Source organism: Pseudomonas sp., from assembly GCF_050739655.1.
Classification (GTDB): Bacteria; Pseudomonadota; Gammaproteobacteria; order Pseudomonadales; family Pseudomonadaceae; genus Aquipseudomonas.
This window is the reverse complement of record NZ_JBOIBY010000613.1, coordinates 1-12,537: the sequence shown is the minus strand read 5'-3', so window position 1 is coordinate 12,537 and position 12,537 is coordinate 1. Positions and strand designations below refer to the sequence as shown.

Sequence of the window (12,537 nt, the reverse complement as noted above, 5' to 3'; positions counted from 1 at the left end):
CTCCCACACGTTCGGAGGTGTTCACACATTTTGTGTTCCACCCAATCACTGTGGGAGCGGGCTTGCCCGCGATAGGCATCACGCCATTTTCACGCCAGGCGTGAGGGTCGCAGGCAGCACCAGGCTCGGGGTTTCCAGCGAGGCTACCGGGTACGCGCAGTAATCCGCTGCGTAGTAGGCGCTCGCACGATGGTTGCCCGAGGCGCCGACGCCACCGAAAGGCGCGCTGCTTGCTGCACCCGTCAGTTGCTTGTTCCAGTTGACGATACCGGCGCGGCTTTCCAGCCAGAACTGCTGATAACGCGCTTCGGAATCAGACAGCAGCCCCGCCGCCAACCCGTATGCAGTGTCATTGGCTTCAGCGATGGCTGCTTCAAAATCAGCGTAGCGGATCACTTGCAGCAACGGGCCGAACAGTTCTTCGTCAGGACGATCGGCCACGGCGGTCACATCCAGAATGCCCGGCGTCAGCAAAGCCGACTGGGCCTGTGGCTGAGTCATTTCCAGCAGTGTCACGGCGCCATTGGCCAACAGATGTTCCTGGGCATCCATCAATGCTTTGGCGGCACCAAGGGAAACCACTGACCCCATGAAGGGCGCCGGTTGCTGATCGAAAGCGCCGACTTCAATCGCCGAGCTGACCGCCACCAGGCGCGCCAGCAACGAGTCGCCCCAGGCACCTTGTGGTACCAGTAAGCGGCGCGCGCAGGTGCAGCGCTGACCGGCAGAAATGAATGCCGACTGGATGATGGTGTAAACGGCGGCATCGAGATCAGCGACCTGATCGACGACCAACGGGTTATTGCCACCCATCTCGAGCGCGAGGATTTTGTCCGGACGACCGGCAAATTGCTGGTGCAGGTGATTGCCGGTGCGGCTGGAACCGGTAAAGAACAGGCCATCGATGCCCGGGTTCGCTGCTAGGGCGATACCGGTTTCACGAGCGCCTTGCAGCAGGTTCAGTACGCCGGCCGGCAGGCCTGCTTCGATCCAGCACTTGACCGTCAGTTCGGCGACTTTCGGCGTCAGCTCGCTCGGCTTGAACAGCACGCTGTTACCGGCCAGCAGGGCCGGCACGATATGGCCGTTCGGCAAGTGACCCGGAAAGTTGTAAGGACCGAACACGGCGACCACGCCATGAGGCTTGTGACGCAACACGGCGGTGGCGTCACCCAGCGGGCCACTCTTCTCGCCGGTGCGTTCGCGATAGCTCTGCACAGAGATCGCAATCTTGTTAACCATGCTCGTGACTTCGGTCGCCGCTTCCCACAGGGGTTTTCCGGTTTCTTCGCCAATCGTGCGGGCCAGTTCGTCAGCGTGGTTTTTCAGCGCGCCAGCAAACGCTTCCAGCACCGAAATACGCTCCTCCAGCGTGCGACGAGCCCAGGCAGGAAATGCCTGACGCGCGGCTTGCACGGCCGATTCAACCTGATCAACGGTGGCGCCGGTCCCGGACCACAGCACTTGCTGGGTCACCGGGTTCAGTGATTCAAAGGCTTCGCCCTGGCCGGCCAGCCATTCGCCTGCGATGTATAGCGACTTCATTATTTCGACTCCCGAGCAGCGGACAACGCCACAGCGCGCACTTGATCGCCAGCGTTGAGTTGAAGACGTTTGGCGGTCAGCGGATCGACCACCAGGGTGCCCGCGGCGAAGCGTGCGGGTGCGGCGGTGATGCGGCAGTCTTCGCGCTTGCGGTTATGAATAATGAATGGCGTTGCGTCGTCACCCGGTGTGCCGATGGCCAGCACCAGCGCCTGGCTGTCGCGTACCGCACGGATCTTGCCGGTTTCGCATTCGATTGCAGGACCTGCGTCGAAGATGTCGACATAGCCCTGATAGCTGAAACCTTCGCTCTTGAGCATCGACAGTGCGGGCTCGGTATCGGGGTGAACCTGACCGATCACGTTGCGCGCATCCGGCGACAGGAAGCAGGTGTACAGCGGGAATTTCGGCATCAGTTCGGCGATGAACGCCTTGTTGCCCACACCGGTCAGGTAATCGGCCTGGCTGAATTCCATCTTGAAGAAATGTCGTCCCAGGCTTTCCCAGAACGGCGAACGGCCGGCGTCATCGGAGACGCCACGCATCTCGGCAATAATCTTGTTGCCGAACAGCTGCGGGAATTCGGCGATGAACAGCATCCGCGCCTTGGACAGCATGCGGCCGTTCAGGCCAGTGCGGTAATCGGCGTGCAGGAACAGAGAGCACAGTTCAGAGTTGCCGGTCAGGTCATTGGCCAGGAACAACGTCGGAATTTCGCGATAGATGTTCAGTTCCTGGGAGGCGCTGACGGTCAAGCCAACGCGAAAGTTGTACCACGGCTCACGCAGACCGACAGCGCCAGCGATGGCGGAGATGCCCACCACCCGACCGTTGTCGTCTTCGAGTACGAACAGGTAGTCCGCATCGGCTCGCCCGGCGTCGCCGCGAAAGGTCTTCTCGGCCCAGCCAACCCGATGGGCCAGGCGCTCTTCATTGGCCGGCAAGGTGGTCAGGCCGGTGCCAGTGCTACGGGCCAGGTCGATCAGAGCGGGTAAATCGCTGCTGCGTACGGGACGAACGATCATGCTATCTCCTCAAACGGGCCGCCAACGCTACCCGCGAAACTTCGCTGCTTTGCAGATTGCTTTCAGGTCGGCGTTAAACCGCCACCAGACGCACACTGGCGCCCTCACCGACGCCCAAGGCTTCAGCTGCTTCCAGATCCAGGGTCACGGGCTTGCCCGGTGCGTAGTCGAGTTCGAGCAACACTGCGCGGTAATCCTGTAACTGGGCGTTTGCCACCAGGTACTGACGACCGACACCTTTGGCCGGCTCACCAATTTTCACTGGCACTACGCGGCTTTGCGCAATCGAGCGGATCCCGGAGACACGAGCGTGCAGCGTCGGGCCGCCGTCAAAAATGTCGATGTAGTGATCGGTCTCAAAGCCTTCGCGCATCAGGATGTCAAAGGTGATCTGCGCCCTTGGGTGCACCTGCCCCATCGCTTCCTGCGCGGAGTCCGGCAGCAGCGGCACGTAGATCGGGTAATGCGGCATCAGTTCGGCGAGGAACGTACGGCTCTTCAAGCCGCACAGGCGTTCGGCCTCTGCGTAGTTGAGATCGAAGAAGTTGCGACCAATGGCATCCCAGAACGGCGAGTCACCGTTTTCATCGCTGTAACCGACGATCTCGGTCACCACCGAATCGGCAAAACGCTCCGGGTGGCTGGCGACGAACAGCAAGCGACCACGGGAATTGAGTTCCGCCCATGGCGACCCCACCAGCTCACGCTGCACGTAGAAACTGGTCAGCAAGCTGTTGCCGGTCAGGTCGTGGCACTGGGAGAGCACATGGATTTTGTTGTGAATCTTCAGCTCGCGGGAGGCGTGAACGAAGGTTTCATTGCGAAAGCTGTAGAACGGCTCGGAGTAACCGGCCGACGCTACGATCGCCGAGCAGCCGACCAGTTTTCCGGTGGTGCTGTCCTCAAGGACGAAGAAATAGCTTTCTTCACCGTTGAAACTCACTTCGGCGGCAAACGAGGCTTCGCTCGCGGCGATCTTGTCGCTCAGGCGTTCAACGTCATCCGGCAAGGAAGTGACACCAATCGGGCTGTCCGCAGCCAGACGCTGTACCTCGCCCAGATCAGCCATTTGCGCGGGGCGCATCACCAGCATGGTGTCACTCCTTAATCTCAGAACTTACAGTAGAAAAAATCCCGGGCCATCCCTGAAGCAACTCAGAGTCAACTGTGGGAGCTAGCCTGCTAGCGATATCGTCCTGTCAGGCAACAATGATGTTGGCTATCAGGCCCTCATCGCTAGCAGGCTAGCTCCCACACTTTTGAACCAGCCCGGCACAAAAATTTGGATCGACGCCTGAAAGTCAGGCGTCGAAGGGTCTATCAGGCTTGAGTCAGTTTTGCAGCGGCGCGTTCGAAGCGGTCCAGGCCAGCATCGATATCGGCATCTTCCACCACCAGGCTCGGGGCGAAACGCACCACGTCCGGGCCGGCTTGCAGGACCATCAGGCCTTCTTGTTCAGCGGCGTTGAAAATGTCCTTGGCCTTGCCTTTCCAGGCATCGCTCAGCACACAACCGATCAACAGGCCCATGCCACGGACCTTGGTGAACAGGCCGTATTTCTCGCCGATCTGCTCAAGGCGTGCCTTGAACTTGTCGTGCTTGGCGTTGACGCCGGCCAGCACTTGCGGGGTGTTGATCACGTCGATCACGGCTTCCGCGACCGCACAGGCCAGCGGGTTACCGCCGTAGGTAGTGCCGTGGGTGCCGACGACCAGATGCTTGGCCAGGTCTTCGGTGGTCAGCATGGCTGCGATCGGGAAACCGCCGCCCAGGCTCTTGGCGCTGGTCAGGATGTCCGGGATCACGCCGTAATGCTGGTAGGCAAACAGATGGCCAGTACGGCCCATGCCGGTTTGCACTTCGTCAAAAACCAGCAGCGCGTTGTGTGCGGTGCACAGTTCGCGGGCGCCTTGCAGGTATTCGAGTTCAGCCGGGATCACCCCGCTTTCGCCCTGGATCGGCTCCAGCACCACAGCGCAAGTCTTGTCGGAAATAGCGGCTTTCAGGGCGGCCAGATCGTTGTACGGGACGTGGGTGATGCCGGTGATTTTCGGACCGAAGCCGTCGGAGTACTTCGACTGGCCACCGACGTTCACGGTGAACAAGGTGCGGCCGTGGAAGCTGTTGAGCGCGGCGATGATTTCGTACTTCTCGCTGCCGAAACGGTCGAAACCGACACGACGGGCCAGCTTGAAAGCGGCCTCGTTGGCTTCGGCGCCGGAGTTGCAGAAGAAGGCACGGTCGGCAAACGTGGCGTCAACCAGTTTATGGGCCAGGCGCAAGGCCGGCTCATTGGTGAATACGTTGGACACGTGCCACAGCTTGTTGGCTTGCTCGGTCAAGGCGCCAACCAGCGCCGGATGCGCGTGGCCCAGAACGTTTACGGCAATCCCGCCGGCGAAATCGATCAGCTCGCGACCGGACTGATCCCAAACGCGGGAACCTTCGCCACGCACTGGAATGAAGGCGGCAGGCGCGTAGTTGGGAACCATTACCTGGTCGAAATCGGCGCGTTGTACCGCAGCGTGCTCAACGGACATCGGAGTCTCCTGAAGACGAACACTCGCCTGAAACTGGCGAGCGATGGGGGGATTGTAAGGACAGTTTTCAGCCCGGCCTTGCCGCCAAGCGACAACTTCTTATAGCGCAAACCCCGGTTTTTCCCGGGTTTACGGCAATGCGACATATAGGGTCGCAAAGGCGCAGTTTAACTGGCGGCGAGCGTTTGCGGCAGGTTTGCTCAGATGTAAGCGATAGCTGTTCGCCGAGTGCGGTAAATAAGTACCGCACCACGACGGTGTCCGTACGTTTTCCTATGGCCTCATCCACCTTGAATGGGCCACTTTGACCATGACCACCCAAAACACTGCGACAGAGACTGAGGCTTTCCAGCCGGACGCCCACTACCAGCACCTGATCAATGTCGTTCCGCCCTGGCTGCGTCAGGCAACGACCCAACGGCGTGAAGCACTGAGCAATAGCACCCCGCGATTGCCGGCCAGCCTCAAGAACGCGTCGCCCCATCAACATGCGGAACTGGGCAAACTGATCGCCCATCATGTGACAAGCCAGAATCGCGTCGATCAGATGATGGCGAACCTGCAGAGCCCCGCTGATTTTGCTGAATCATTGCTCGAAGCCGAGATCAAGAGCCGCTATGGCCTGACACTGGACGTTCGCAAAACCTTCCTGCGTCTCTACATTCCGGCGCATATCCCATGGCTGCGATTGAAGTCCGGGGCCGCGCGCACCTGGACGGTATCGCTACTGGACGCGGCGCTGCACAACTTCGAAAGCGCCGAAACCGAAGCTGACGCCTTTGAGCCCGCCTCGACCTACATCACCTCGCCCTCTGCCAACGGGCATTTCGATACCTTGCCTTTGATACTGAAAAAGATGCCGATCACGGGATTCACCCGCCTGTGCCGGGAACTGGACATCGGCCAGCGGTATAAAGAGTATCTGGAGGACAATCTGGGCATCAGCAATCCGGTGGCCGCGGCGTTGCTCAAACCCAAAGTTCACGATAGCCAGAAAACCGCACTGACCGCCGCCCTGCACATGGCGCAGATGCAAAAACTGCTGGGCAGCGGTGTCCATCAACTGATCCTGGGGGTGATGGACAACCTGCCCCATCTGCGTTTACACGGTCAGCCCTGGGGCTGTCATGAACTGACCATCATGAGCACGCGCCTGACGGGCATCATTTTGTTTTCCCCGGACCTGGATCAAACACGTGAGGTGGTCAGGGTCGTGGCTTACATTCCTGACGATCCCGAACATCCGATCAAGCAATACCCATCGTCCGCCGCATTCGCCGAAGAACTGCTACGTCGTCTGCGCACCACCGACTATCAACAGTTTTTCAGCCGTTTCATCAATCATGAGGATCGTGGCCGTTTCTTCTCGCAACTCAATGCCGAGCTTGCATCCATTACCTGGCAGCCGGTGGAGCGAGGTGACCCACGCCCAACCTGGCGTGAGAAACCAAACCAGCGCGCCAACCTGCACATCGCATCGAAGCCGATCAAAGGCGATGTGTGGACTCATCTGTATCAGTCCAAACTCGACAAGATTCTCAACGACGCCCGGGTGATCGCGGTATCCACCGCAACGGTCGACCGAAAAGCCCGCTGGGCACTCTGGGACTCCTTCACCGAAATTGCCTCGATCCTGCTGAACGTTGCGGCCTTCATTGCCCTGCCGTTCGTGCCGCTCCTTGGCGAGGTGATGCTGGCTTACATGGCTTACCAGTTGCTCGACGACACTTTCGAGAGCGTGATTGACTGGGCCGAGGGCCGAAGTCGCGAGGCCTTTGAGCACTTGATGGGCGCTGTGGAATCCGCCGTACAACTGGGCACCTTTGCGGTGGGTGGCGCGATCGCGGCGACCGAACTTCGCAATGTGCTGCCCAAGGAGATCGTGCAGTTCGTCGAGGGCTTCAGTTCAGTAACGCGACCGAACGGAGAAGCGCGCTATTGGCTGCCCGATCTCGGTTCTTATGAGCATCCTGAGGTCCTGCCCGAGGACTCAAAACCCGATCACCTCGGACTGCATCGTCATCAAGGCAAAACACTGCTGACCCTGGAAGACAAACGCTACGGGGTCAGTGAAGACCCTGTCACCGGCAAACATCGAATCGACCACCCGACCCGCCCCGAAGCCTACAAACCTGCACTCAAACACAATGGCTCAGGCGCTTGGCAAACCGAACTCGATCGCCCCCTTCATTGGGACAAAGCCAAGGTAGCGCGCCGCATGGGTCACAACGTCGAGACTTTCACCGATCTGGAGCTCGACCAGGCGCTGACCATCAGCAATACGCACGAAGACGTACTGCGCAAGATGCATGTTCACAGCGACACACAGCCACCCCTGCTGGCCGACACGCTCAAGCGGATGAACATTGAAAAGGACATTCAGGGCCTGATCGACCAGCTCGACAGCGACGATCCGCTGGTGAATCGCAAAGCCGACCCGCAAACCCAGCTGCAACTTCTGACAAGCACGGGAATGTGGCCGGACACGAAGGCACTACGCTTGCTCGACGCTCAAGGAAACCCACTACTGGAATACTCCAAAAAGGACGACTTGCCTGTCGTGCAGATCCAGGCAGGCCAGTTGAACAATGGCGACGTACTGGTGAGCGCACTCAAGGGTCTCAATCAGAATGAGATCAAGACGATGTTCAATGAAGGCTTCGGCAGCCCGGCGCTCGATATCAATGTACGCGCCAGGCATCTGAGAAAAAAACTTGGCCACATCGCCAGAGAGAACCGCGCCGCGCTGTTCGATTCACGCTATAGCCAACAGGAGACAGCCACTGATCCTCATTTGCGAACGATCAAAAAGGCGGCGCCAGAGCTGCCTCTGAGCATTGCACAAGAATTGCTGAGCCGTGCCAGCGGCGATGAGCTTTGGGAAGTCGATAATGGACTCCTGCCAAAACGCCTGTTGGACCTTGCGCACCAATCCAACGAAGAGGTGCGTGTCGCCCGTGCCTATGAAGGGTTGTACTTGCACTCGGTAAACTCGACAGACACCAAAACCCTCGCGCTGCGCTCGCTCGAACGCCTGCCCGGCTGGTCGAGCGATGTGCGAATCGCCGTTCATGACAAAGCATTTGACGGACCGCTGGTCGACAGCATCGGTGACGCAAAGGCCCCCATTCGCAAGGTTCTGGTATTGACCCGCGAAGGCAGGTACCAGGCCTTTGATGAACAAGGGCAGCAACTGAGCACCGACACCGATCTCTACGGTGCGGTCCTGCATGCATTGCCTGACGCACAGCGCAATAGCCTCAATATTGCTATAGGTGCAAGCGCCAGACTCAAACAAGCCATTGGCGATACTCCCCTGGAGCGCACCGAGCTTCGAAGCGCGCTCTCTCTGCCTCCAACACCAAAACCCGTTGTTGAAACCCTGCGATTACTAGGAACCGATGGCTATACCAAGGTTCGAGGCGAGGCGCCGCGCACACTCAAGGATCGGGTACGAGAGCTTTACCCCAACCTTCCCGACGCGGAAATCGAGGTCTTGCTGCAACGCCTGCAAGATCACCCTAATGGCCCGCGGGCGGAACTTTCACGTCGGCGCGACGAGTACCAGCAACTGGAGCAACACTTGCACATCTGGGCCAACAACCCGCCGGCCATTCATCCGACCACCCAGCTTGCGCTCAGCGATCAGGAAGTGATGATCGAGACACGCAATCGTCGCAGGCTGAGGGCGGAGATTTTACGTTGCTGGCGCCACGAGACTGGATTTACTTATGACGCGTTGGGCGCCGAGGGTGGACGCCTCTTCACGTTTTTCGAACCGATCATTGGTGAACTTCCCGAACTGAATGGTGACTTCAGCCACGTGTCCTCTCTTACACTTGCCGGCAATAAAAACACCGCTGGCATCGATACTTTCCTGAGTGGCTTTCCGGGCCTGCGCCGCCTGGTGCTGCGCGACTGCAACGTCCCGCAGCTACCGCAGGCGATCAATGCACTGTCCGGACTCGAGGAACTGATACTGAGCGATTGCGGCCTTGTGCTCACCGCCCAAACCCAGGCCACGCTCTCGTCGCTGAGCGAGCTCCGCACTCTGGACCTGTACAAAAATCCATTGGGTATTACACCCAACGTGGTGACGCTGCCCAAACTCACCTATATCGACTGCACTGAAACCGGCATATCCAGCATGCCCGAGGGAGTCGTGAATCACCCCCGCCTTCGAACCGCCCTGTTCAAAGGCAACCAGATCAGCGAATTGCCCGTGGAACTGTTTAATCTGCCCATCGAAATCGCTCAGGGATACGACCTTGAAAACAACCCGCTATCCGCGGCCAGCCGGGAGCGCATCAAGGCTTACTACCAACAGACAGAGATGGATCTTGGCGTCTTCGCCGACCAGGCCGACATCGACCGAACAAAAGCCCTTTACCCCAGCCTGGACAATGAAGAAGCCAGTAATTTCATCTATCAGTTGCCCGGCACGCTGGAAGATGGCCGAGTCGAGCTGGCAAACCGCGAGCAGGAACTGGCACGACTTATTACCGACCTCAATGCATGGGCAGCAAACGTACCTGATGTGCACCCCGTTACGAACACGCCCCTGACGGCCGCCGAGATGTTCGCCGAGCACGTGAAAAGGGATGAGTTCAAGCAAAACCTGGAACGTTGCTGGCGTCAGATACCGATCGAAAACACGATCATGAGTGAATACAGCTTCACTTCAAACCTGGCGATCATGGGAGATCTGCCGACACTGAATGCCGACTTCACTCACGTACCCGACCTTTCCCTGAGGAGTTCGGGTGGGATTGCCCCGAGACTCGGCCGTTTTTTGGACAATTTTTCGAACCTGGAAAGCCTGAGCATACGCGGCTATCAGTTGGGCAACATTCCTGAAGCCGTATTCAACATGGGCAGGCTGACCGTGCTGAGCCTGCCTGAATGCGCAATCACGCTGACACCGACAACAGTAGACGCATTGGCGGGCATGGATCGCCTGGACCACTTGAACCTGCGAAACAATCCATTGGGCATGAGCCCCGACCTTAGCCACATGACCGAAATTTCCTCCCTGAACCTCAGCCATACCGGCATCAGCGAAATCCCCCGAGGCCTGTTCAGCATCAACACCTGGACGGATGTCGACCTCAGCCATAACGTCATCACTGAAATGCCCATCGAGCTGATTGAAGTCGAAGCAGGTGTCGGCGAAAGCTTCGATTTCAGCGAAAACCCGCTCACCGACGAAAGCCTGGAACGCATCGCGGTTTATTACCGCGCCACCGACAATGACCTGGGCATACCAGCAGTCGCCAACATGCCCAGACCGGAGGGTGAAGCATCGGATACTGATATCGAAGACTGAATAAAGAGGTCATCCACCGGGCGTCATGGACGGCTTGGGCCGACCATGACAGCCTCGATCAACTGCGTTCTGCAGGCACCGACGACAATTCGAACGGACTGCTGCTGCGTCGCTGGTTGCGATCTTCGCGAGGCGTGGCGCCGAAGAAATTGCGGTAGGCGCTGGAGAAATGCGGCCCCGAAGAGAAGCCACACGACAGGCCGATCTGGATGATCGACTTGCTGGTTTGCATCAACATCTGCCGGGCCTTGTTCAAGCGCAACTCAAGGTAATACTGGCTCGGCACGCGGTTGAGGTATTGCTTGAAGATCCGCTCCAACTGCCGACGGGACACGCACACGTGCTGGGCGATTTCGTCAGTGGTCAGGGGCTCTTCGATGTTGGCTTCCATCAGCAACACGGCTTGCGTGAGTTTGGGATGGCTGGAGCCGAGGCGATTCTGCAACGGAATGCGTTGACGCTCACCGCCTTCGCGGATGCGTTCGACCACCAGCTCTTCGGACACCGCTCCAGCCAACTCGGCACCATGGTCGCGGGCCAGCACTGCCAGCAACAGGTCGAGTACCGACATGCCGCCGCACGCGGTCAGGCGATCACGATCCCAATCGAACAGGTGGCTGGTGGCGATGACTTTCGGGAAGCGCTCGGCGAAATCATCCTGCCAGCGCCAGTGCACAGCCGCGCGATAACCGTCGAGCAAACCCAGTTGCGCCAAGGGATACACACCCGCCGACAGACCACCGATCACGCAACCGGCACGCACCAGTTGCTTGAGCGCGCTGCTGAGTGCCGGCGCCATGGTGGCCGGTGGCTCATCGGCGAGCAGGAACAGTTTCTGAAAGTTTTCGAGCTTGCCGGCCCACGCTTCACCGGGTAATTGCCAGGCACTGTCTGCCGAGGGTTCGGCCTGCAGGAACGACAGCTCGTAAACCACATCCGGATGCACACGCTGAGCAACGCGCAAGGCCTCCTCAGCCAGCGCAAGCGTCAGTGCTTTAGTGCTGGGCCAAATCAGGAAACCAATTCGATGGGCAGTCATGGCGGGCAATCCGAAACGAAAACAGTGTTGAAGGCATGGGCCAATGCTAGCCCGTAAACGAACACAAATCTCAAAACCAGTGGAGGTCGACCATTGTGGGAGCGGGCTTGCTCGCGAAGGCGGTGTGTCAGGCAACATTAATATCGACTGACCCACCGCTTTCGCGAGCAAGCCCGCTCCCACAGGGGATCTCGGCTAGCCTCTAGGTTGCGCAGCATGCACCATTACGGCGCACAACGGCAGCCCTGATTACTTCAGGCTACCCGACAGGAATTGCTGCAGACGTTCCGATTGCGGGTTCACCAGCACTTCGCGTGGGTTGCCGCTTTCTTCGACCAGGCCTTTGTGCAGGAACACCAGCTGGTTCGACACTTCACGGGCGAAGCCCATTTCGTGGGTCACCACAACCATGGTCCGGCCTTCCTGAGCCAGGGACTGCATGACCTTCAGCACGTCGCCGACCAACTCCGGGTCCAGCGCCGAGGTCGGTTCGTCGAACAGCATCACCTCAGGCTCCATCGCCAGCGCACGGGCAATTGCCACGCGCTGCTGCTCACCACCGGACATGTGGCCAGGGTAAGCATCCTTGCGATGTGCCACGCCAACCTTGTTCAGGTAGTGCTCGGCCTTGTCGCGGGCTTCGGCCTTGGACATACCCAGCACATGTACTGGGGCTTCCATGATGTTTTCCAGCGCGGTCATGTGCGACCACAGGTTGAAATGCTGGAACACCATCGACAGGCGCGAACGCATGCGTTGCAGCTGCTTGGGATCGGCAGCCTTCAACGCGCCGTCCTTGTTCGCCACCAGCTTGAGCTCTTCGTTGTTGAGCAGGATCTTGCCCGCGTGCGGCTGCTCCAGCAGGTTGATGCAGCGCAGGAAGGTACTTTTGCCGGAGCCACTGGAGCCGATGATGCTGATCACATCGCCAGCCGCCGCTTTCAGGGACACGCCCTTGAGCACTTCGTGACTGCCATAGCGTTTATGCAGGTCTTGGACTTCAAGTTTGTACATGCGGTCGGTTCTCACAAAAACAGTCAGTCAGTCGTTGAGCAAGCGCC

General features: G+C 59.0%; 7 protein-coding genes. 1 reads left to right on the top strand and 6 read right to left on the bottom strand.

What is annotated here, in order from left to right:
- Positions 1-78 precede the first annotated feature (78 nt).
- The 4 genes from astD to ACRESJ_RS29320 form a co-directional block, all read right to left on the bottom strand.
- Positions 79-1,548, bottom strand: coding sequence for a succinylglutamate-semialdehyde dehydrogenase (gene astD / locus ACRESJ_RS29335; RefSeq protein WP_431761003.1), 1,470 nt, complete (start codon positions 1,546-1,548; stop codon positions 79-81).
- Positions 1,545-2,570: an arginine N-succinyltransferase gene (astA, locus tag ACRESJ_RS29330; protein WP_431761002.1), complete on the bottom strand. Its 1,026-nt coding sequence runs from the start codon at positions 2,568-2,570 to the stop codon at positions 1,545-1,547. Before astA ends, astD begins: the two co-directional genes overlap by 4 nt.
- A 73-nt stretch (positions 2,571-2,643) precedes the next feature.
- Entirely contained in the window at positions 2,644-3,663 is a 1,020-nt protein-coding gene (gene aruF, locus ACRESJ_RS29325) for an arginine/ornithine succinyltransferase subunit alpha (RefSeq protein WP_431761001.1), read from the bottom strand.
- A gap of 227 nt (positions 3,664-3,890) precedes the next feature.
- A complete protein-coding gene (locus tag ACRESJ_RS29320; RefSeq protein WP_431761000.1) occupies positions 3,891-5,111 on the bottom strand; it encodes an aspartate aminotransferase family protein in 1,221 nt (406 codons plus the stop codon).
- Between the two features lie 310 nt (positions 5,112-5,421).
- Between ACRESJ_RS29320 and ACRESJ_RS29315 the strand changes: the two genes are divergently transcribed.
- Positions 5,422-10,437 carry a dermonecrotic toxin domain-containing protein gene (locus ACRESJ_RS29315; RefSeq protein ID WP_431760999.1) on the top strand — a complete coding sequence of 1,672 codons (5,016 nt, stop codon included), beginning with the start codon at positions 5,422-5,424 and terminating at the stop codon, positions 10,435-10,437.
- A 58-nt stretch (positions 10,438-10,495) separates the two neighbouring features.
- On the opposite strand, the gene argR is transcribed toward ACRESJ_RS29315, so the two are convergent.
- Positions 10,496-11,476, bottom strand: coding sequence for a transcriptional regulator ArgR (gene argR / locus ACRESJ_RS29310; protein WP_431760998.1), 981 nt, complete (start codon positions 11,474-11,476; stop codon positions 10,496-10,498).
- A gap of 249 nt (positions 11,477-11,725) precedes the next feature.
- On the bottom strand, positions 11,726-12,490 hold the full coding sequence (locus ACRESJ_RS29305; RefSeq protein WP_431760997.1) for an ABC transporter ATP-binding protein: 765 nt from the start codon (positions 12,488-12,490) through the stop codon (positions 11,726-11,728).
- Positions 12,491-12,537: the final 47 nt, after the last annotated feature.

Bases quoted from the DNA above. Each gene is read 5' to 3' on its own strand.
- ACRESJ_RS29315 (WP_431760999.1), top strand. From the start codon at position 5,422: ATGACCACCCAAAACACTGCGACAGAGACTGAGGCTTTCCAGCCGGAC.
- astA (WP_431761002.1), bottom strand. From the start codon at position 2,570: ATGATCGTTCGTCCCGTACGCAGCAGCGATTTACCCGCTCTGATCGAC.
- aruF (WP_431761001.1), bottom strand. From the start codon at position 3,663: ATGCTGGTGATGCGCCCCGCGCAAATGGCTGATCTGGGCGAGGTACAG.
- argR (WP_431760998.1), bottom strand. From the start codon at position 11,476: ATGACTGCCCATCGAATTGGTTTCCTGATTTGGCCCAGCACTAAAGCA.
- ACRESJ_RS29320 (WP_431761000.1), bottom strand. From the start codon at position 5,111: ATGTCCGTTGAGCACGCTGCGGTACAACGCGCCGATTTCGACCAGGTA.
- ACRESJ_RS29305 (WP_431760997.1), bottom strand. From the start codon at position 12,490: ATGTACAAACTTGAAGTCCAAGACCTGCATAAACGCTATGGCAGTCAC.